General features: G+C 36.7%; 20 protein-coding genes. 8 read left to right on the top strand and 12 right to left on the bottom strand.

Annotated elements, in window-relative coordinates; translation table 11 throughout:
• Positions 1-72 precede the first annotated feature (72 nt).
• Positions 73-2,748: a sigma-54-dependent transcriptional regulator gene (locus M1D66_RS01505; protein WP_242554944.1), complete on the top strand. Its 2,676-nt coding sequence runs from the start codon at positions 73-75 to the stop codon at positions 2,746-2,748.
• A 164-nt stretch (positions 2,749-2,912) separates the two neighbouring features.
• Here the strand turns inward: M1D66_RS01505 and exsM are convergent, their stop codons facing one another.
• Positions 2,913-3,326, bottom strand: coding sequence for an exosporium regulatory protein ExsM (gene exsM / locus M1D66_RS01500; protein WP_000207046.1), 414 nt, complete (start codon positions 3,324-3,326; stop codon positions 2,913-2,915).
• Positions 3,327-3,513: 187 nt separating this feature from the next.
• Between exsM and M1D66_RS01495 the strand changes: the two genes are divergently transcribed.
• Complete coding sequence (locus M1D66_RS01495) at positions 3,514-4,695, top strand: chromate transporter (protein ID WP_242554943.1); 1,182 nt, start codon at positions 3,514-3,516, stop codon at positions 4,693-4,695.
• A gap of 41 nt (positions 4,696-4,736) precedes the next feature.
• On the opposite strand, the gene chbG is transcribed toward M1D66_RS01495, so the two are convergent.
• The 5 genes from chbG to M1D66_RS01470 all read right to left on the bottom strand — a co-directional run bounded on the left by chbG (position 4,737) and on the right by M1D66_RS01470 (position 8,952).
• The gene (gene chbG / locus M1D66_RS01490; protein ID WP_000593496.1) at positions 4,737-5,441 is read right to left on the bottom strand and encodes a chitin disaccharide deacetylase; all 705 of its coding nucleotides are present in this window, start codon (positions 5,439-5,441) and stop codon (positions 4,737-4,739) included.
• A gap of 49 nt (positions 5,442-5,490) precedes the next feature.
• Positions 5,491-6,816, bottom strand: coding sequence for a 6-phospho-beta-glucosidase (gene celF / locus M1D66_RS01485; RefSeq protein ID WP_000145762.1), 1,326 nt, complete (start codon positions 6,814-6,816; stop codon positions 5,491-5,493).
• Between the two features lie 3 nt (positions 6,817-6,819).
• Complete coding sequence (locus M1D66_RS01480) at positions 6,820-7,143, bottom strand: PTS lactose/cellobiose transporter subunit IIA (protein ID WP_000989055.1); 324 nt, start codon at positions 7,141-7,143, stop codon at positions 6,820-6,822.
• A gap of 182 nt (positions 7,144-7,325) precedes the next feature.
• Positions 7,326-8,633 carry a PTS cellobiose transporter subunit IIC gene (gene celB / locus M1D66_RS01475; RefSeq protein ID WP_001168822.1) on the bottom strand — a complete coding sequence of 436 codons (1,308 nt, stop codon included), beginning with the start codon at positions 8,631-8,633 and terminating at the stop codon, positions 7,326-7,328.
• A 16-nt stretch (positions 8,634-8,649) separates the two neighbouring features.
• A complete protein-coding gene (locus M1D66_RS01470) occupies positions 8,650-8,952 on the bottom strand; it encodes a PTS sugar transporter subunit IIB (RefSeq protein ID WP_001023569.1) in 303 nt (100 codons plus the stop codon).
• Between the two features lie 411 nt (positions 8,953-9,363).
• On the opposite strand from M1D66_RS01470, the gene M1D66_RS01465 reads away from it, so the two are divergent.
• On the top strand, positions 9,364-10,455 hold the full coding sequence (locus tag M1D66_RS01465) for a polyamine aminopropyltransferase (RefSeq protein WP_086385583.1): 1,092 nt from the start codon (positions 9,364-9,366) through the stop codon (positions 10,453-10,455).
• A gap of 27 nt (positions 10,456-10,482) precedes the next feature.
• On the top strand, positions 10,483-10,854 hold the full coding sequence (gene speD / locus M1D66_RS01460) for an adenosylmethionine decarboxylase (protein WP_000456823.1): 372 nt from the start codon (positions 10,483-10,485) through the stop codon (positions 10,852-10,854).
• Between the two features lie 160 nt (positions 10,855-11,014).
• Here speD and M1D66_RS01455 read toward each other — a convergent pair whose 3' ends face one another.
• From M1D66_RS01455 to M1D66_RS01445, 3 genes are read right to left on the bottom strand one after another with little or no spacing between them, the layout of a single operon-like run.
• On the bottom strand, positions 11,015-11,332 hold the full coding sequence (locus M1D66_RS01455) for a PTS sugar transporter subunit IIA (RefSeq protein WP_000379645.1): 318 nt from the start codon (positions 11,330-11,332) through the stop codon (positions 11,015-11,017).
• Positions 11,333-11,341: 9 nt separating this feature from the next.
• Entirely contained in the window at positions 11,342-12,643 is a 1,302-nt protein-coding gene (gene celB, locus M1D66_RS01450; protein ID WP_000617789.1) for a PTS cellobiose transporter subunit IIC, read from the bottom strand.
• Between the two features lie 14 nt (positions 12,644-12,657).
• The gene (locus M1D66_RS01445) at positions 12,658-12,960 is read right to left on the bottom strand and encodes a PTS sugar transporter subunit IIB (protein ID WP_001023557.1); all 303 of its coding nucleotides are present in this window, start codon (positions 12,958-12,960) and stop codon (positions 12,658-12,660) included.
• Positions 12,961-13,184: 224 nt separating this feature from the next.
• On the opposite strand from M1D66_RS01445, the gene M1D66_RS01440 reads away from it, so the two are divergent.
• The 3 genes from M1D66_RS01440 to M1D66_RS01430 all read left to right on the top strand — a co-directional run bounded on the left by M1D66_RS01440 (position 13,185) and on the right by M1D66_RS01430 (position 16,140).
• A complete protein-coding gene (locus M1D66_RS01440; RefSeq protein ID WP_000649362.1) occupies positions 13,185-14,402 on the top strand; it encodes a dicarboxylate/amino acid:cation symporter in 1,218 nt (405 codons plus the stop codon).
• A 160-nt stretch (positions 14,403-14,562) separates the two neighbouring features.
• Positions 14,563-15,720 (top strand): acyltransferase, encoded by a 1,158-nt coding sequence (locus M1D66_RS01435; RefSeq protein ID WP_000194344.1) that lies wholly within the window; start codon positions 14,563-14,565, stop codon positions 15,718-15,720.
• Between the two features lie 39 nt (positions 15,721-15,759).
• Positions 15,760-16,140, top strand: coding sequence for a VOC family protein (locus tag M1D66_RS01430; protein ID WP_000610162.1), 381 nt, complete (start codon positions 15,760-15,762; stop codon positions 16,138-16,140).
• 40 nt (positions 16,141-16,180) lie between these two features.
• Here M1D66_RS01430 and M1D66_RS01425 read toward each other — a convergent pair whose 3' ends face one another.
• Positions 16,181-18,181, bottom strand: coding sequence for a YhgE/Pip domain-containing protein (locus tag M1D66_RS01425; RefSeq protein WP_000676364.1), 2,001 nt, complete (start codon positions 18,179-18,181; stop codon positions 16,181-16,183).
• A 135-nt stretch (positions 18,182-18,316) separates the two neighbouring features.
• Between M1D66_RS01425 and M1D66_RS01420 the strand changes: the two genes are divergently transcribed.
• Entirely contained in the window at positions 18,317-19,201 is an 885-nt protein-coding gene (locus M1D66_RS01420; protein ID WP_000421926.1) for a LysR family transcriptional regulator, read from the top strand.
• A 47-nt stretch (positions 19,202-19,248) separates the two neighbouring features.
• On the opposite strand, the gene M1D66_RS01415 is transcribed toward M1D66_RS01420, so the two are convergent.
• Both M1D66_RS01415 and M1D66_RS01410 read right to left on the bottom strand, forming a co-directional pair.
• Positions 19,249-20,334 (bottom strand): hypothetical protein, encoded by a 1,086-nt coding sequence (locus tag M1D66_RS01415; protein WP_001231665.1) that lies wholly within the window; start codon positions 20,332-20,334, stop codon positions 19,249-19,251.
• A gap of 92 nt (positions 20,335-20,426) precedes the next feature.
• Positions 20,427-20,576: a hypothetical protein gene (locus M1D66_RS01410; RefSeq protein WP_000283179.1), complete on the bottom strand. Its 150-nt coding sequence runs from the start codon at positions 20,574-20,576 to the stop codon at positions 20,427-20,429.
• Positions 20,577-20,612: the final 36 nt, after the last annotated feature.

Raw genomic sequence — 20,612 nt, 5'->3', positions numbered from 1 at the left:
ATTTTTCTCTTCCCACCCTTCCCATTTTTGTGTAAAATTTTAAATAGTGATGAAGTTTCGAGGTGAATAGAAATGAAACGAATAGATCTCATTTTTAACGCAATACAAAAAGGCAATTATACAGAAGGTGTAACCGCATCAGAACTCGCTACATTTCTGCAACTAGATCGCGCCAATGTAAGTAGCGATTTAAACAAACTTGTAAAAGATAAACGTTTATTAAAAACAAATACGCGACCTGTTCGTTTTTACATAGAAACGAACACTTCGTTGGAAACGCATTCAAAAGACATAACTTCATTGGATACATTTGCAATTGAAAATACGAGCCTTAAAATTGCAATTGAAAAAGCGAAAGCTTCTATTCTCTATCCTCCAAACGGTATGCATACTTTACTACTGGGAGAAACAGGGGTCGGAAAGTCTATGTTTGCTTCTTTAATGCACGAATATGCAATTGAAGTTAAACAGCTTCCCAAAGATGCACCATTTATCGTCTTTAACTGTGCTGATTATGCAAATAACCCACAGTTACTACTCGGGCAATTATTTGGGATTAAAAAAGGAGCTTATACAGGAGCAAGTGATCAAAAAGGGTTAATTGAAAAAGCACATGAAGGAATTCTTTTCTTAGATGAAGTACATCGCCTGCCTCCAGAGGGACAAGAAATGCTTTTCACCTTTATTGACCGCGGAGTATACCGCCGCCTTGGAGAAACAGAGAACGAACGTAAAGCACAAGTATTAATCATTACTGCAACAACAGAAGAACCAAATTCATTTTTATTAAAAACATTTACAAGACGTATACCGATGACTGTTACGCTGCCACCACTTCGTGAGCGTACACATAAAGAGCGCTTTGCTTTACTACAGCTATTTTTCACAAATGAAGCAATTCGTCTGCGAAAAGACATTCACGTTAGCCCAAATGCAATGCGTGCTTTCGTCTTTTACAATTGTCCCAATAACATCGGTCAATTAAAAACAGATGTTCAAATTGCCTGTGCGAAAGCCTATTCTGATTTGGTCACAAAGAAACGTGATTCTGTCTATGTTTCAAGTACAGATTTACCTTGGTATATGAAAGAAGGGTTGTTCATTGAAAGGAAGAGCCGTCACTTATACCAAATACCAAATGAAACATTTGTATTTACAGGTGAGGAAGGTTGGAGTAATCATAAAACAGAAGATGAAAAACGCTCTTCTATTTACGATTATATTGACTATAAATACGAAGAACTTCAAGCACGTGGTATTGAAGAGGAAGAATTAGAATTACTAATAGAAAATGATGTTCAAAGCTTTTTCGTACAATATTTTAACCAAATATCCAAAAAAACAAGCCATGAAAATGTTTTTAAAATTGTGGATCGTAATATCGTTTCCGTATGTGAAAAAATAGCGGAACTTGCTGAAAAGCATTTATCTAAGACGTTTGATGAAAAAGTATTTCTTGCTTTAAGTTTACATGTACAGACAACTCTACAACGTTTACAAAGCGGAAAACAAATACATCACCCACAATTAAATCAAATTCGTACGAAATATAAAGAAGCTTTTTCCGTAGCTATGCAATGCATTCAACTACTGGAGGAAGAATTACAAATAACAATGCCTATTGATGAAGCTGGCTTTTTAACAATGTTCTTCGTTGTTGATCCAATTCCTGCCTCACAAACAGAAGTAAAAGTATTAATATTAGCACACGGTAATGGTATCGCAACTGAAATGGCAAACGTTGCAAACGAACTTCTCGGCATTGAGGAAGTAACCGGTATTGATATGCCGTTACACGAATCACCGAAAGATTTCTTGGAACGTGTGAAAGTGTATATGAAAACACTACAAAATGTAAATGGGCTTCTCTTACTTGTCGATATGGGATCACTTGCTTATATCGGTGACATATTAGAAACGGAGTTCAAAATCCCTGTACGTGTTCTCTCGATGACAAGCACACCACATGCACTAGAAGCAGCTCGAAAAGCTCAGCTCGGTTATTCATTAGATGCGCTGTATGAAACAGTAAAAAATTTAACACCGTTTTACTTAAACGTACAAGAAGACAAGAAAAAACCTCTCTCTCCAATGAAATCTGTTATTTTAACAGCTTGTTTAACTGGTGAAGGAAGTGCTTTAGCTATTCAAAAAATGTTAGAGAACTATTTACGATTTGATAAAGACTTAATTGAAATTATTCCGATTAGTATCGTCCATGAAAAAGATTTAACGAAAATGATCGAGAACATAAAAAAAGAGCGTAATATCATTTGTATCGTCACGAATTTCGATGTGCAAGTGCCGTGCTTAACATATCATTTCCAAGACATCGTAAACTACACAGCGATTCAGCCCATTCAAGAATTAATTACGTATGAAGAAACATATGCAAAAATGGCGGATATTCTTGAACAACAAATGCAGCGTAACGATGGGACATTACTTATTAAAACAATTCGTTACGCATTAAATACAATTCAAGAATTAATTTCCTTACAGCTAACTCCTGATAGCTTAATGGGGGTTATTCTGCATATGAGCTGTATGGTTGACCGCCTTCAAAAAGGAGAAAGCCTTCTTCCTCACCCTGATAAAGAGAAAAGAAGACAAGATGAATACTGGATGTATATGAAAGTAAAAAAAGCATTGCAACCGATTGAAAATACATTTGAAATACAAATACCTGATGACGAAGTATTTTACGTTATGGACTTCTTTATTAAAAATCAGCCTGTTAAAAATTAATTGAGGCCGTTTTTAAAAATATCGACCGTAACGTGAGTTATATCGGCGCAACTCAGATTATATCAGCGATTTTCAAAACATATCGATTTACCGACAATAATCGCTAAAACTAGCACCTTATATAATGAGAAAAGGCTGTTCCAACATATGGACAGCCTTTTCCTCTACTTCTTTACTTTTCTAACTCGCCCTCTTATTTCTCCTCTTTTTTGTGATTTCGTATGGACATTAACATATACATTTGCTTGAATAATTTCTTGAAGTAAATGTACAAATGATTTCCCTTGTAAAGGTCCCTCAAAATCCTCTACATTCACTACACCAGTAATACTTCCCTCGTTCAAACTAATCCCTTGCTCCAGTGGACCATACAAATATAAAACAACAGGACCAATTTGAGTAGACTTCCCTAAATGAATTTGACACGATGTAACCTTTTCTATATTTTTTAGTATTACTCTGTAATGCAATTTCGTTAAATCATCACTAAAAATAAACTCTGCTACCCCAAAAGCTTCTGTATTTACAGGAGGCACTTCCCTCTTACCTGTTAACCTGGCAAAGAAATGTGTTGTCATAAGGCATTCTCCTTATATAAATTTCCCAGCACTACTTCTACTACTTTATGGTTTAGACATAATCATTTATGACTTTTTCAATTTTAATTACAAAGAAAAGATTCACAAAATCTTTACATTAAAATCGTTCCTGTAGATTGAAAGTCTCTTGTATAATGCACATAGAAAAACATTATAGGAGGTTATTTTGAAAAAAAACAAACACATCTTTCACACATTATTAGAGATTTTTCTCGTCTCATTTAAATTAGGACTTACTTCATTCGGCGGTCCTGTCGCTCATCTCGGCTATTTTCACCACGAATACGTGCAAAAAAGAAAATGGATGGATGAACGAAGCTATGGAGATTTAGTAGCGCTATGTCAATTCCTTCCTGGTCCTGCCAGCAGTCAAGTCGGTATGGGGGTTGGATTATTAAGAGGCGGACTATTAGGAGCTATTATTTCATGGATTGGATTCACTTTACCGTCTGTACTTGTTTTGGTTTTCTTCGCCTCATTCCTTAATCAGTTCGATCTTGGAAGTGCCGGCTGGATTCATGGACTAAAACTTGTAGCAGTAGCTATTGTCGCTCATGCCATATGGGGAATGGCGCGAAAGTTAACTCCAGATCGCAACCGTGCGACGATTGCGATTGTAACTGCCGCAATTGCCTTATTATGGCCAAGTAGTTGGACACAAGTCATCCTTATTATACTATGTGGCTTTATCGGTTGGTTTTTATATCGCAACCAACCAATTAGCCAATCTCAAAGTATAAAAGTACCTATTTCAAAAAAGATAGCAGTTTCTTGTCTCGTCTTATTCTTTGGACTATTACTACTGCTACCGATATTAAGACCGTTTTCTTATTACATCGCTTTATTTGATAGTTTCTATCGCTCTGGCGCACTTGTATTTGGAGGAGGACACGTCGTGCTGCCCCTTCTTGAAGGTGAGTTCGTACAAAACGGAATGATGACGAAAGAACAGTTCCTAGCTGGATACGGATTAACACAAGCAGTACCAGGACCACTATTTACATTCGCCTCTTATATAGGAGCAGTATTAAACGGGACGCTTGGGGCAACACTCGCAACAATTGCGATTTTCCTCCCTGCTTTCTTACTCGTTATTGGTGTTTTACCATTTTGGAACAGTGTGAGAAAAATATCATTCATACAAGGCGCACTACTTGGTGTTAACGCCGCAGTTGTTGGTATTTTAATTGCCGCTTTTTACGATCCTATTTGGACGAGTACAGTTATAAATGCTTCAGATTTCGTTTTCGCTTCGCTTCTTTTTTGCTTACTAGCTTTTTGGAAAACACCACCTTGGGTTATCGTTATACTGGGAGCCTTTGGCGGATATATTCTGTCCATTTTATAAATAGAAAAAACGACGGCATGATGTAGCCGTCGTTTTTTCTATTAAAACTTCACAAGCTCTATGCCTTCTGGCAACTCACTCTCTGTTAAAATACGCAATTCCTTCACACGATCCATTACGTAAGAAGAACGCTTCACAAGCTCTGGATCAATATAAGCTGGATGAACCATAATTTCTACCGTTTGTTCACCTTGTACTCTTTCTTTTAACTTCACAAAGTAATCTTCCGTCACACCATCCGCATAAAAGTCACTGTAAAACACATCAGAAAATGGATGCACCGCTCTATCTTCCTCACAACGACGAATCGGAACATTATATTTAGCCGCTAATCTCTCAAGAACATCATGTAAAATCGGTAAACCATGCACATGATGATGACTATCTAAATGAGTTGGTGTTAATCCGTAAGATAAAAACTTCTCAATTTGAGCAGTCCATTCTCTCTCAACTTCTTCTGGATTTATATTCCCTTCCCTTACAACACTTTGTTTATGAAACGATCCGTTTTCCCCTACGAGTGACGGTACATCCTTTAACAGTGGTTCTCCTGCCGTTAATACGAGATGTACGCCTACTCCGAGTAGGTTATACTCTTTCGCTAAGCGTACCGCATGCTCTGTTCCTGGCATATTCATCATCATCGTCGTTGAATTGACAAGTCCATTTATATGCCCATCAATAATGCCGTAATTTGTACCTTCTGTAAGACCGAAATCATCTGCATTTACAATTAACTTAATCATCATAATACCTCCTAATAGAATAAAAAAAGCGGGCTAAATAGCGCCGCTTTTACTTCTCTACCTTTTTAAAGAACTGCGGAAGATACTCTTTATGTGCTTCCAACATTTCATCTAAAATTTGTTTTGCAACTTTATCTGATGGTACAAGTGGATTGATTGTCATAGCAAGCAGCGCCTTATGATAATCCCCTGTAACAGCAGCTTCAATTGTTGTGCGCTCGAATGATTTAATTTGTTGTACTAAACCGCGAACTGGTACTGGAAGGTCTCCAACTGCAATTGGTTTTGGACCTTCTTTCGTAATAATACAGTTCACTTCAACAGCTGAATCATGTGGTAAGCTTGCAATTGTTCCGTTGTTTCGTGTATTAACAGGCTGGATATCACCTTTATTATTGTAAATAGACGTAATTAAGCTACATGCTGCATCACTATAATAAGCTCCGCCACGTTTTTCTAATTGTGGTGGTTTAATATCTAAGTTCGGGTCTTTATATAACTCAAATAAATCATTTTCTAATTGTTTTACTACTTCTGCACGTGTACCTTTTTCAACAGAAGCTTCTTTCTCTTCTTCTAACATTTCACGTGTTTTGTAGTAATAACGATGGTATGGACATGGAATCGCACGAAGTCCTCGAATAAAGTCTGGCTCCCAGTTAAGCGCTGCGATATTTTCCATCGTAATTTGTTTTTCTGGATCTGTCACAAGCTCTAACACACGGTCCATTACACTTACACCATCTAAGTATACATCTAGTCCGTATACCATATGATTTAAACCTGCGAAATCAACGTGAACACGACTCGCATCTACTTCAAGTAATCTTGCAAGACCCATACGAATTCCGATTGGAACGTTACATAGACCAACTACTCTTTGAATATTTGTATAACGAAGGACAGCCTCTGTTACCATACCAGCTGGATTTGCAAAGTTAATTAACCATGCATTTGGACAGAGCTCCTCCATATCCTTACAAATATCTAAAATAACAGGAATCGTTCTCAACGCTTTGAATAAACCACCAGGACCATTCGTTTCCTGACCGATTACATCATACTTTAACGGAATTGCTTCATCTTTTGCACGTGCTTCTAATAAACCAACGCGAAGTTGTGTTGTTACAAAGTCAGCATCTTTTAATGCCTCACGGCGATCAAGTGTTAAATGTACCTCGATTGGTAAGCCTGATTTTTTCACCATACGTTTCGCTAAGTTACCAACGATTTCTAACTTTTCTTTTCCTGCCTCAATATCTACTAACCAAATTTCACGAACAGGAAGCTCATCATAACGCTTAATAAATCCTTCAATTAACTCTGGTGTATAACTAGATCCACCGCCGATTGTAGCAATTTTAATTCCAGTCATGCTTTATTCCCCTTTCGCTTCAAGCTTTTTATAAAGATCGATAAACTCTGCTGCTAATTCTTTTACTGTAATCGCATTCATTAAATGATCTTGTGCGTGAATTAAAAGAACACTAACCTCTGTTTTTTCTCCTCTTGCTTCTGATTGTATGAGCTCTGTTTGGAAATGATGCGCTTCATTAATCGCTTCTTTTGCCTTTACCATCGCTTCATCTGCTTCTGCCATTTTCCCCTGTTTGGCAAATTGAAGTGCCTCCATCGCAAAGCTTCGTGCGTTACCACTATTTAAAATCAATTGGAATGGAATTTGTTCTGCTGTAGTCATCATAATTACCGCCCTCTCTATAAGGTTCAACCGATTTAAATACCCCTTCAGTTTGAACATGTCTATTAAAGTATGAATTTATTAATGATAGTTTAGTGTTCATATAGATGTTTTTCATCTTTTTGAACATGATATAAAGGTGATTGTCCTCACAGATAGTGTTATCTGTGAGAACAATTACTGTGTTACATAGGTACAGAATTATTATTTCCTTGTGCTGCTGCTTTTTCAGTACGAACAACAGAACGGTCGCATAATACAACGAATGGATAGTAGATTACCATCGCAATTACAAAGTTGAATAACTGTAGAATTGCACCTGAAAGATGTCCACCTGTTACAAGATAACCACTAATAATTGGTGGTGTTGCCCATGGAATCATTGCAACTGTTTTTGGTACCCAACCAATAGATATAGCTGTATAAGAAGTAATTACCAATACAATTGGTGTTATGATAAACGGCAAGAATAAAACTGGATTTAAAATAATTGGTGTACCAAAGATTACTGGTTCGTTAATGTTGAATGCACCTGGACCAATTGATAAGCGAGATACACCGCGTAATTGTGCACTTTTTGCTACAAGTAATACAACTACTAAGAACGCTAATGTTGCACCAGAACCACCAAGATATACGAAAGTATCAAAGAATGGTTTTGTAACAATATTTGGAACATCAAATGCAGATGTGCCACCTTGGAATAACTTCATATTTTTCTCTAATGCTGGTAAGTATAACGGCTCAATAATACCACCAACGATATTTGGACCATGTAAACCGAAGAACCAAAGAAGATGAACAAGGAGTACAATGACAATTGCACTTGGTAATGTCCCTGCTAAACTTTGCAGTGGTGATTGAATCGTATTAAAGATAAATTCATGAACACTTGTACCAGCTAATTTCACTGCTAATTGAATACCTGCAACTACTGTTAAGATAACAAATGCTGGAACTATAGCTGCGAAAGATCTTAAAACTGCTGGTGGTACTCCATCAGGCATTTTAAAAGTAATGTTTCTTTGTACGAAGAAACGGAATACTTCAGTAACAAGGAGTGCTACAATAATTGCTACGAATAACCCTTGTGCACCTGTCCAAGCTAAGTTCAATCCGCCTTCTTTCGGTGTTGTTGGCGTAAGAATAATTAACGCACCAAATGAAATAATACCTGCTGACAAACCATCAACGCCGTAAGATTTTGCTAAGTTATAACTTGTTGTAAATGCTATGATTAGTGCTAGAATCGCGAAAGAACCAGTCCACATTCCACCGCCAACTTGTTTCCACGTTTCACCAAACAAACCTTTCATGAAATCTTGGAAAGCCTCAGATGGAAAACCATTAATTAGTGATGCCAGTGCACCAACTAAAATAAGTGGCATAACTGCGATAAATCCGTCACGGATCGCAGCTAAATGACGTTGCGACCCGATTTTACCAGCGACAGGAACAATATATTTCTCCATGAATGCAATAAACTTTTGCATTTCGCTTCCCCCCTAATTATTTTTTAAGTGTTAATGCGTGATCTAAAACTGCTTCTCCATTCATCATGCCGTAGTGCATTGGATTGATAACGTCGATTCCAACGTTTCTCTCATCAGCAAGCGTTTTCATTGAAGAAAGCATGTAACGAACTTGTGGTCCTAGTAATAATACATCTGCTTGATCGATATTCGTTTTTACTGCATCCCCAGATACAGCCCAAATCTTGCCTTCTAAACCGCGAGCTTTTGCAGCCGCTTCCATTTTTGTAACTAGTAAACTTGTAGACATCCCTGCTGAGCAACATAATAAAATATTCATTTGAAAATCCCCCTTGTGTAGTATAAAAAATTTATGTTTTATTTATTTTTCTTTACGCTATTTATTAATGCAATTAGCGTGCCAACTTTTTAAAACCACTAAAATCAGCACTTTTTCGACTATTTTCTTTGTGTGTTAACGCTTTCAATTAGTGTGTCGTCCAAAAAACACACAGTGTGTTATAAAACAACACGCTTTTAACACATAACTGTATGAAAATAGATTAGTGTTTAGTTGTCTAGTTGTGTTTAATATGAAAAAACACTAAAAAAACTTTTTTATCGTAGGAATCTAGTAAAAAACAACATTTTCTTGGGCTCAGTCTTCTATCTATTCTATTGTCCAAGCAAACTCTACTAGATTACATAAAATAAAATAGAATAAAATAACACAATTCGAAAGGGGATTCCTATGCCAAAACATAGAAAACAAAGCAAAATAAAGATTTATAGAATAACAAGCTATAAAAAAGACAAGCGTTCTGAATTAGACTCTGACAAATTTGAACTAGAACAGCAGGACAAGCATGATATACAAGACAAACAGGATGAGCAGAATAAGCAAGATAAGCAAGTACAATCGGAAAATGTAACTATAGTACCTACAGATTCACACAGCTTAGATGTGTGGGATGAAATTTCTCTAAAGGAAATACAAGCTGGTGAACATACGAGCCTATTTGAAGAAAAGAGTAATTATCAAAATATTAATTTAGTCCAAGTAAACGATGTTCGCTTATACTTGGACAAGCAACTACAATTCAGTTCCGTTGATGAGCAAATTTATCATGAAGCACTTGTACATCCGATTATGGCAAAAGTAATTGATCCAAAACGTGTTCTCATATTAGGTGGTGGCGATGGCCTTGCCTTACGAGAAGTTTTGAAATATGAAACTGTGCTACATGTAGACCTTGTTGATTTAGACGAGGCAATGATTAATATGGCACGTAATGTTCCAGAAATAGTATCTTTAAACAAAAATGCTTTTTTTGATAATCGTGTGAACGTGCACGTATGCGATGCAAAAGAATTTCTAAATTCATCTTCATCTTTATACGATGTAATCATTATTGATTTTCCAGACCCAGCGACAGAATTATTAAGTACTTTATATACAAGCGAACTATTTGCTCGTATAGCTACATTCTTAACAGAAGACGGTGCTTTCGTCTGTCAATCTAATTCACCTGCTGATGCACCTCTAGTATATTGGAGTATCGGTAATACAATTGAACACGCTGGATTAACTGTGAAGAGTTATCATACAATCGTTCCTTCTTTCGGAACTGACTGGGGATTTCATCTTGCTACTAATTCTGCACATGTACTCGATCAAATTGAACAATTATATGTAGTACCAACTCCTCGAACATTGCCTGCTCTTCTTTTTCCTTTATTTCAATTTAAAGAAGAACATTTAGAACAACGTAACCTCGCTCTTTTAAATTCAGAATCAAATCTTATCTTACATCAATGCTACAAACAGGAAATGAAGTTTTGACAATATTATAATAAGGAGTGCTACCCTATGGAATATTCTACTTTTGGCAAGCATATAATAGTAGATTTGTGGGGAGTGGACTTTTCCCTATTAGATGATATGCAATTTTTAGAATATCATCTAGTTACAGCTGCAGATTACTCTGGTGCCCATGTTTTAAACGTAAGTAAAAAAGAGTTCCAGCCATATGGTGTTACTGTATTAGTGTTATTATCAGAAAGCCATCTTTCCATTCACACTTACCCGGAACAAAATTTTGCAGCTATTGACTGTTATACTTGCGGTACAACCGTTGAACCACAAATATCGATTGATTATATCGTAAATATATTAAAACCGGAGCGGATGCATATAAAAAGATTAATTCGTGGTATAGGAGAAATTGTTACTGCCGATTAATTATAACTCTTACTCATCCGAAAAAAGGAGGATTGTAAAATACCATCAGTGGGATGAACATTTCGCTGATGGTACGGGCACATACATAAAATGAAATTTTAATTAGTGGGTGTTTTACTGCCCGTTAATTCGAGATAAAAAAACCTTGCATAAGCAAGGTTCATTCATCCACCGACATCTTCCTATATAACTCTACAAACTCACTCGCTAATTCTTTCACCGTAATTGCATTCATTAAATGATCTTGCGCGTGTACCATTAAAAGAGTAACTTCGGTCTTTTCGCCACCAGCTTCTTTCTGGATAAGCTCCGTTTGTACACGGTGCGCCTCTTTTAATTCCTCTAGTGCTTCTTGTAATTTAGCTTCAGCTTCTGTAAACTCCCCACGCTTCGCACAATCAATTGCTTCCATTGAACAACTTCTCGCGTTTCCCCCATGCAAGATTAAATGAAAAGCTTTCGTCTCTATCGTATCCATTTTAGTTCTTTACTCCCCCTTTTCTTCCGCCAGTTTTTGTTTATCCCATATTTTTAAGAACGGTAAATAAATGAAGAATGCTAGCGCAAAGTTAACAAGTTGCAAAATAACACCTGAAATTTTCCCGCCCGATCCTAAATATCCACTAAAAAGAATAGGTGTCGTCCAAGGTACAGCGGCCCCACTCGGACGTGCGACCCATCCCCATTCCATTGCAAAGTAAGAAACAATTGTTAACACAACTGGAACTAATATGAATGGAATTAGTAAAAGTGGGTTCATTACAATCGGCATACCAAAAGTTACCATCTCATTAATATTAAATATACCAGGTGCAATTGACAATCTCCCTAAACTTTTTAATTGTTGACTTCGTGCAAATAGTAACATTCCGACAACTAGAGCAAGCGTTGCACCAGAACCGCCCATATAAATCCATAAGTCAAAAAACTGTGCCGTAATCGTATTTGGTACATCTTGCCCAGCTTGAAAAGCGACTCGGTTTTGATCCATTAACGACAACCAAACGGGGCTCATTACACCACCAACAATAGTAGCACCATGAATTCCACACGACCAAAGAACATGAACGAGAATAACTGCTATTATTGCGCCCCAAAGACTAGCACCAAGTACACTAAGTGGTTCCTGTAAAATTTGCCCTACAATATTATGGATACTGCCAAAAGAAGTATTTTCTATAATTAAGCGTAAAATCCAAATAACTGTTACAACAATAAATCCTGGAACAAGTGCCGCAAATGAACGCGTGACAGCTGGTGGAACTGTCTCTGGCATCTTTATAATTATCTTTTTTTGTACAATAAATCGATACAGTTCAGTAGATATAAGTGCAATAATCATTGCTACAAATAACCCTTGGCTTCCCATTAATGCAGCTGGGATAGCGCCTTCTACAAGTACACTTTCTTTTGTACTTGGTATAATATATGCAACTTGAAATGGCGTCGCAAGTAAAAACGTCACAAGCGACAATGCCCCGGATGCTAAAGCATCCACTTTATAATACTCTCCAAGCCTGTAAGCGATTCCAAAAACAGCTATTAAAGCCATTATATTAAAAGTTGCACTAACTGGATACCCTAAAGCTCTCTGCCAATTCTCACCAAACAAACCTGCCATAAACTCGTTATATCCCGGTATCGGCAGTGCACTAATAATGAGGAAAAACGATCCAATAATTAAGAAAGGCATCGTTAAAATAATTCCATCTCGAATTGCTTGTAAATGCCTCTGCTCTGCAACCTTCCCTGCTACCGGCATCACATACTTCTCTAAAAACCGTATCATCTATCCCACTCTCCTCATGGTTTCATTGACAAAGCTGCTTGCAAGATAGCTTCTCCATTACAAAGTCCGTAATGAACAGATTGAATGACATCAACAGGTATCCCTTTATCCTTACATAATTCTTTCATTTTCGGTAATAAATAACGTACTTGCGGTCCAAGTAAAAGGACATCAGCTTTATCAATATGACTATTCACTTCAGAACCTGATACTGCCCAGATTGTTACTTCTATCCCTCTTGTCTCTGCTGCTTTCTCCATCTTTGTAACAATCAAACTGGAAGACATTCCCGCTGCACAGCAAAGTAAAATATTCATCCCGCTTCCCTCCCCTTTTTTCTCTACCTAAATTATGGTGCACTCCTTGCCACCACTAGGTTACAAATATATATGTCTAGATTTCCTGCTGTATGCCGAGCTTAAAAACAAAAATTTCTTGGTTTTCGCGCTATTCCATCTATCCGTATTCTCCTAGTAAAGAGAACTCTAACTCGCTATAATGATTCAGTATGACTTTTTTTAATTGATAGGAGGATATATTTATGAAGGCATATCGCTTTCCACTTATTTTATTATCTTCTATCCTAATTGGTGGTTTCATTGGTTATTTCATGGGTGCCGATGCAGTTGCTTTAAAGCCGCTTGGTGACATTTTCTTAAACTTAATGTTTACGATTGTTGTACCTCTAGTGTTCTTTAGCATCGCATCGTCTATTGCTAATATGGATGGATTAAAACGTTTCGGTAAAATTATGTCTAGTATGGCTGGGACTTTCTTATTTACAAGTATTTTAGCTGCTATTTTTATGATTATTGTTGTGAAAATATTCCCGCCAGCACAAGGTGTTGTACTAGAACTAACACAACCTGACAAAGCCGGCAAAGCTGTTAGTGTTGCAGATCAAATCGTCGGTATTTTAACAGTATCTGACTTCTCTAAGTTACTATCTCGTGAAAATATGTTAGCTCTTATTTTCTTCTCTATCTTAATGGGGATTGCAACTTCAGCAGTTGGCGAAAAAGGAAAGCCATTCGCTACATTCCTACAGGCTGGTGCAGAGATTTCAATGAAGGTTGTATCTTTCATTATGTACTACGCTCCAATCGGACTTGCTGCTTACTTCGCAGCATTAGTTGGTGAATTCGGACCACAACTTCTTGGAACTTACTTCCGAGCAGCAATGGTATACTATCCAGCTTCTCTTATCTACTTCTTTGTATTCTTCACGTTCTATGCATACCTTGCAGGTCGCAAACAAGGTGTACAAGTATTTTGGAAGAACATGGTCTCTCCTACAGTTACATCACTTGCAACTTGTAGTAGTGCCGCAAGTATTCCAGCGAACTTAGAAGCAACGAAGAAAATGGGTATTTCTTCAGACGTTCGCGAAACAGTTGTCCTTCTTGGTTCTACACTTCATAAAGACGGCTCTGTTTTAGGTGGCGTATTAAAAATTGCTTTCTTATTCGGTATTTTCAACATGGAATTCGAAGGACCGAAAACATTAGCAATCGCACTTGTTGTTTCTCTATTAGTAGGAACAGTAATGGGTGCTATTCCCGGCGGCGGTATGATCGGTGAAATGTTAATTGTATCTCTATACGGTTTCCCGCCAGAAGCACTGCCAATTATCGCAGCAATTAGTACAATCATTGATCCACCTGCAACGATGTTAAACGTAACAGCAGATAACGCTTGTGCGGTAATGACAGCTCGCCTTGTAGAAGGTAAGAATTGGATCAAAAACAAATTTGCTTAATAGAAAGAGGATGCTCGTTTAGAGCATCCTCTTTCTTTCGTTATTTGTTGATAAGTTGATAGCTCCTCTCGCCACAAATTTGTTACAATCTTCACAAATATTCCACATCCATTATCCATTCTCCGTACTATAATCATGTATGGAAAAGGAGATGAACACGATGACACAAAGCGCACCTGAATTTAAAGTTTTGCAAAGCATTGCATTTCTCGCTGTCGTTTTGCAAAGTTCCTTATTATATACAATGAATCAAGGAAATGTCCTACTTGAGCAATCCCTCATTATGGGCATGCTATTTAATCTTGCAAAATTCTCAGCACCAGCATTCATATTTATCGTTGGATTTCACTTAATTCGTCACTATACGAAGCAATTAGTATATAAAGAATATATTTCTGAAAAAGCGACACACTTACTCATTCCTTATTTCTTTTGGTCTATTCTTTACTTATTAACAACAAACGATCTTATTACGTTACAAAGTGGAATAAAAAGTTTATTACTCGGAACAGCCGCGCCCCATCTTTGGTACGTTATTATGATGTTCCAAATTCACTTATTGTTCCCTTTACTATGCACACTTTTTTATTGGTTTCAAAAACGAACAGAAAATAAAAAAGACATATATAAATATATGACCTTTTTCGCTTGCCTATATTTTCTATTAATGTGGTTCTCTTCTCACTATATTTTTAATGGAGAAAAATTAACAAGTTCAACAATTTTACATTATACAGATCGATCATTTCTATTCTACTCATTCTATTTCGTTATGGGCGGCATTGCCGCTGTAGCACTAAAAACTTGGCGGCTATTCGTCATGAAACATATCCCGCTTATAACAATATTATTTTTCATCTTATTTTTATTCATCAATTATGAGTTGTTTAGTTTTTACGGAGCAAACTCTATCCATTTAACTGTTTCTACCTATTTAAAACCATCTATGTTTTTATATATAGTATGCGAAATTATCATACTGTATGTGTTATCTATTATGATAGTACAGCGTCGTGGTTTCTTATATAAAACGTTACGTTTCATTGGAAATTACACGTATGGTGCTTATTTAGCTCATTTATTCTTCTTGCAACTATGCACAAAACTTCTTTCCTTATTCACGCTGCAAGAAAATACTATATTATATACCCTATTACTATTTGTGTTAACGGCCATTATCTCTATTTCAACAATGGTCATTTGTAGCACAATACCATTTCATACTTGGATTACAGGACCTTCTCCTACAACAAAGATGAAATGGACGAAGGTTGTATTCCGAAAAAATCATAAAAAACTATTCAAGCCATATATTTGATATAATAATACGCATATAAAAAGAAAGCGAGAGACACCTATGATTAATCAAGTTGGACAAATTATGCTATATGTAAATAACCAAGACGAAACAGTACAATTTTGGACAGAAAAAGTAGGGTTCCAAATCATTGCGGAAGAAAATAACGGAAATGGCTTCCGCTGGATTGAAATTGCACCGGCGAAAGAAGCAGGAACAAGCATCGTCCTTCACGATAAAGCGTTAATCGCGAAGATGCAACCTGAACTAAACCTAAATACACCTTCACTTATGTTCTTCTCAAATGACTTAGACCGTCTATATAAAGATCTTTCTGAGAAAAATGTCACAGTTGGACAGGTTGTAGATTTACCTACTGGTAGAGCATTCAACTTTGCTGATAATGAAAATAATTACTTTGCAGTAATGGAACGTAAATAAAAAATAAGCTATCCGAAAAAATCGGATAGCTTATTTCATCTTAAGAAACTTGTTCTACATTCGTTTCTCTATGCTGTATATGACTCGTGATCCAAGCAATTCCACCGGCAACAACGAGATAACATAACAATATTAAAATTTGCATTTGTAATTGCGACCAATCTCCTAAAGAAATAACATCTTGTAATCCTCTAAGAGAATGAGACATTGGGAGAAATTGTCCAATTTTACTAAGAACAGCTATATTTAATTCTCCTGGGAAAGTACCTCCGCTCGTCGCTAATTGCAGGACAAGAAGGGTTACCGCTAAGAACTTTCCAACAAGACCAAATACTGTTACTAGCATAAGAATAAATGTCATGAACGTAAAGGAAATAACAATACTTGATAAAACAAAAAGTGGCACACTTGCGACTTCTAATTTCATAACACCTAGCACAACTACATCTACGAGTAGCGCTTGAATAAGTCCAATTAAATATACCAATCCTAGTTTATTAATAAAATGTACCGTTCCGCTTACCTTCATATTTTGTCTGCGGCCAAGCGGTAAAATATTCGATGCCATAATTCCGCCAACATAAAATGCAAGCGATAAGAAATATGGTGCAATACCTGAACCGTAATTAGGCACGTCAGAAACTGTTGACTTCACTAACTGAACTGGCTCTGAGAACATCGTATTGCGTGCATCATCATTACGAATATCCGCTATCTTCTCTGCGCCCTCTCCTAATTTCCTAGAAAGTTCTTTCGCACCATCATCAAGTTTAACAAGTCCGTTCGTTAACTGATCAGCACCATGATTCAGCTCTGTTCCGCCACTCGCAAGTTGATTTACACCTTCTTGTAATGATGTAAATCCAGCTCCCCATTTCGTAAATCCACTAGCTAAATTTGTAGCACCATCTGCTATTTTTTTCGTTCCAGCAGTAGCTTCATTTAACTTAACTCCGAATGTATTCATACCTTCTTCAACCTTATGCTGACCATTTGCAAGCTTCTGCGCACCTTGTGTTAATTGTTGTTGGCTATTATTTAAAATACTTGTTGCTTTAGCTAGTCCATCAGACGTAGCAACAATTTTTTGAAAAGCGGGATCTTGCTGTACTTCTGGATGATTTTTCACGTACTCTTCTAATTGTTGTTTTATACTATTAGCTGCACCATCCGCTTTTACTTGGCCTTCAGCAAGCTTCTCACTTCCGCTCACCCATTCATTTGTACCAGCACTTAATTCACTAACCCCTGATTGTAACGTTTTTTCACCTTGTGCTAATAACTCCATACCGCTATGAAGTGAAGTTGCTCCTTGACTTAGCTCATTCGCTCCGTCAGTTAAGGCTGATTTGCTAGAAGCAAGTTTTTCACTTCCCTCTTTCACTTTTGATGTCCCGTCACTTAAACGATGAATACCATCTGCAAGCTGATCTGCCCCATTTCTTGCATCTGTCGTTCCTTCATGTAACTTCCCAGCACCATTACTTGCATCACTCAACCCTTGTGCTAAGTCTTGAAACTTTGAAAACACACCTTCTGTATAAGATTTCGTAATACTATTTGAAATTTTTGTTTTCATATTTTCAACAGCTGTCGTTCCAATTTGCGCTGCTACAAAGTTTTTACCCGGATTTACTTTGTACTGCAATTGTGCTGGTTCTGGTTTCTCATCCATAAGTGTACTTACCTTTTTAGAGAAATCAGCTGGAATCGTAACAACCATATAGTACTTATCTTCTTTTAGCCCTTCATCAGCATTTTTTTCTGATACGAAATGAAAAGCCAGTTCTTTATTCTCCTTTAAATTTTTTACAAAATCGTCTCCTGCATGAATTGTTTTCTCATCCATCGCAGCACCTTTATCTAAATTCACAACCGCAACAGGTAATTTATCTAATTTTCCGTACGGATCCCAATATCCAGCTAAAAAGAATCCTGAATAAATTAACGGAACGATTAATAAAAAAATTAAAGCGATACGTCCATGTTTATGGTGCCACATCGCTTTCCAATCTTTAAATACAAGTTGAATTCCCTTCATGAAACATACTCCTTCTCCGAATTTAACACCATTAGAATGGTTTAACAGATTTACTATACACGTCACTTTCCATACTGTATAATACATCTTTAATTATTAATTCATTCCTTTTGGTCTATAGAAAGGAGACTCGAAATGGAACTGCTCCAGTTAAAATACTTTCAGACAGTCGCACGACTAGAACATATGACAAAGGCAGCTGAAGAATTGCATATCGCACAACCTTCACTCAGCAAAACAATAGCTAGACTCGAAAAGGATTTAGGCGTTCCTTTATTTGATCGCCAAGGTCGACAGATTACTTTAAATTCTTTCGGAAAAGTATTTTTAAAACGAGTAGAGCGTATTTTTCATGAATTAAGCGAAGGGGAACGAGAAATTAAAGATTTAGCCGAATTACAACAAAGCTCTATTACACTAGCCGTTTCTATTCCGAGAATATTACCAGAACTACTTGGCTCTTTTTTACTAGAACATCCTAACGTTCGGTTCCAACAATTTCTGGCATCCACTCCTTCTATGAAACGACAACTAGATAATATAGAAATTGACTTTTGTATCTCCTCTGTGCCAATTGAAGGAGAAGAAATTGTTTGGGAACCACTTATTACAGAAGAAATTTTCTTAGTCGTCCCTTCAGGCCATCGTTTATCAGGCCGAGAAAATATCCACCTCCATGAAGTAAAGGACGAACCGTTCATTAGTATGAACACTGGTTATGGATTTCGGCACTTAACGGATGAATTTTGTAAAGAAGCTGGTTTCACTCCACATATTGCTTTTGAAGTCGATGAACCGACCGTGATTAGTGACCTCATTAAGCAAGGTCTCGGCATCGCTTTTGTTCCAAGTTTAACTTTATTAAAAAACTCTACTTTAGCATCGAGCAAGTTGCGTATTATTGAACCCACTTGTCAGCGAACCATCGGATTAAGTTGGTCAAAAAAACGCTACTTATCAAAAACAGCTCAGCAATTCCGTGAATTCGTGATTGACTACTTCTCTAATATTAGGACGTAAAATTATATGAACAAATAAAAGGTGCCACCCTCATATGGTGGCACCTTTTATTGTTCACTCTTTTTTAATTCCATTTCAGCTAAAAGTGGTAGTACGTTATCAAAAATATGCGTATTATTATTTTCACCTGTTACATATCCACCGTAATATCTACTAAATACGTTGTCATTTCGGAATGTGACCATATGATCATACAATTCCTTCGCAAACTTTGTATCACCTGTTTGTAGTACGTACAAAATCGTTAGTCCATACGCGGCCGGCGATTCATAATTCACAGTTTGTTTTCCCGTTTCTAAATTGTAACGACCGTATAGCTTTCCATCCTCCTGGAACTTCTTCTTTATAAATTCCAAATAAGCAGCTGATGAAAGACCACCTAAACTTCGATGATATGCAACGTATGATTGGTCAATAAGATTCACTTCTTTATCGTACGTAAATGTACCATCTTCTTTATACTCTTTTGGGAATGCCCAGCCATGCCTTGGATAATCTGCTAAAAATTGAACGACTTCCTGATATTGCTGAGCAGAAACTTTGCCGTACTTCTTCATATAGGAGAATGCACGCGGATTTATGTATGATGTTGTTACAAAATTATTTTGTTTCCCTGCATCTGCATCATAATAATCAACATAATAATTATCTTTTTTATTATAACGAAGTACAGCATCACTTAATTGATCGGCAAGGTTTTTATAACGCTCTTCCTTATACATTTCATAAGCACGATATAATTGTTCTATAATACGAAGATCATCTATAAGTGCATTTGTAGCTGACTGCCTCTCTCCCTTTTCAGAGAGTTTCCATAAAACAATATGATTCTTATATATGAAATTATCTTGAATAACCTTTACTTGCTCATCAAATAACGCCTGATCATCTTTATCAAGTGTATACTGTAACCATAATCCCGCCGATTCTGATAAAGCTTCACGTCCCTTAGCTTCACCCGTACCTGCCTTAGTATCTACTAAACGATACGTGGCAAGTGTTCCATTGTCATTCACCATATGTCTTAAAATAAAATTTTCTGTACGGTTTCCTTGTAAAGCTGACCAAAATACAATTCCACCTAAAGCGATTAAGAAGATAACTCCAATCCCTATATATAAACGTTTCCGCAATCTTTTCACCTCCCTAGTAAGGCTAACCTTAATTTTATCAGAACATACATAAATTTAAAAAAGACAATCTATTAGATTGTCTCCCCCCATTTCTATCCCTCGCAAACCTCTTTAGAAGGTTTATATAGCGATTGTACAAGTCGATCATATTCACGACGTGTAATTTCTTTATTATATAGCTTCAATAATAAATCTCTATGCTCTTTTGAAAATGCCATCTTTTTAATGACTTCAGGATACATAAAACACCCTCTCCATTTCACATAAACTTCTTCATT

The organism is Bacillus sp. PK6-16 (assembly GCF_056530295.1).
The sequence above is the reverse complement of the archived record's forward strand: the minus strand, read 5'-3'. Positions and strand labels throughout refer to the sequence as shown.

Excerpts from the sequence above, each read along its gene's own strand:
- M1D66_RS01505 (WP_242554944.1), top strand. The coding sequence starts at position 73 with ATGAAACGAATAGATCTCATTTTTAACGCAATACAAAAAGGCAATTAT.
- exsM (WP_000207046.1), bottom strand. The coding sequence starts at position 3,326 with ATGACAACACATTTCTTTGCCAGGTTAACAGGTAAGAGGGAAGTGCCT.
- chbG (WP_000593496.1), bottom strand. The coding sequence starts at position 5,441 with ATGATTAAGTTAATTGTAAATGCAGATGATTTCGGTCTTACAGAAGGT.
- celF (WP_000145762.1), bottom strand. The coding sequence starts at position 6,816 with ATGACTGGAATTAAAATTGCTACAATCGGCGGTGGATCTAGTTATACA.
- M1D66_RS01480 (WP_000989055.1), bottom strand. The coding sequence starts at position 7,143 with ATGATGACTACAGCAGAACAAATTCCATTCCAATTGATTTTAAATAGT.
- celB (WP_001168822.1), bottom strand. The coding sequence starts at position 8,633 with ATGCAAAAGTTTATTGCATTCATGGAGAAATATATTGTTCCTGTCGCT.
- M1D66_RS01470 (WP_001023569.1), bottom strand. The coding sequence starts at position 8,952 with ATGAATATTTTATTATGTTGCTCAGCAGGGATGTCTACAAGTTTACTA.
- M1D66_RS01465 (WP_086385583.1), top strand. The coding sequence starts at position 9,364 with ATGCCAAAACATAGAAAACAAAGCAAAATAAAGATTTATAGAATAACA.
- speD (WP_000456823.1), top strand. The coding sequence starts at position 10,483 with ATGGAATATTCTACTTTTGGCAAGCATATAATAGTAGATTTGTGGGGA.
- M1D66_RS01455 (WP_000379645.1), bottom strand. The coding sequence starts at position 11,332 with ATGGATACGATAGAGACGAAAGCTTTTCATTTAATCTTGCATGGGGGA.
- celB (WP_000617789.1), bottom strand. The coding sequence starts at position 12,643 with ATGATACGGTTTTTAGAGAAGTATGTGATGCCGGTAGCAGGGAAGGTT.
- M1D66_RS01445 (WP_001023557.1), bottom strand. The coding sequence starts at position 12,960 with ATGAATATTTTACTTTGCTGTGCAGCGGGAATGTCTTCCAGTTTGATT.
- M1D66_RS01440 (WP_000649362.1), top strand. The coding sequence starts at position 13,185 with ATGAAGGCATATCGCTTTCCACTTATTTTATTATCTTCTATCCTAATT.
- M1D66_RS01435 (WP_000194344.1), top strand. The coding sequence starts at position 14,563 with ATGACACAAAGCGCACCTGAATTTAAAGTTTTGCAAAGCATTGCATTT.
- M1D66_RS01430 (WP_000610162.1), top strand. The coding sequence starts at position 15,760 with ATGATTAATCAAGTTGGACAAATTATGCTATATGTAAATAACCAAGAC.
- M1D66_RS01425 (WP_000676364.1), bottom strand. The coding sequence starts at position 18,181 with ATGAAGGGAATTCAACTTGTATTTAAAGATTGGAAAGCGATGTGGCAC.
- M1D66_RS01420 (WP_000421926.1), top strand. The coding sequence starts at position 18,317 with ATGGAACTGCTCCAGTTAAAATACTTTCAGACAGTCGCACGACTAGAA.
- M1D66_RS01410 (WP_000283179.1), bottom strand. The coding sequence starts at position 20,576 with ATGTATCCTGAAGTCATTAAAAAGATGGCATTTTCAAAAGAGCATAGA.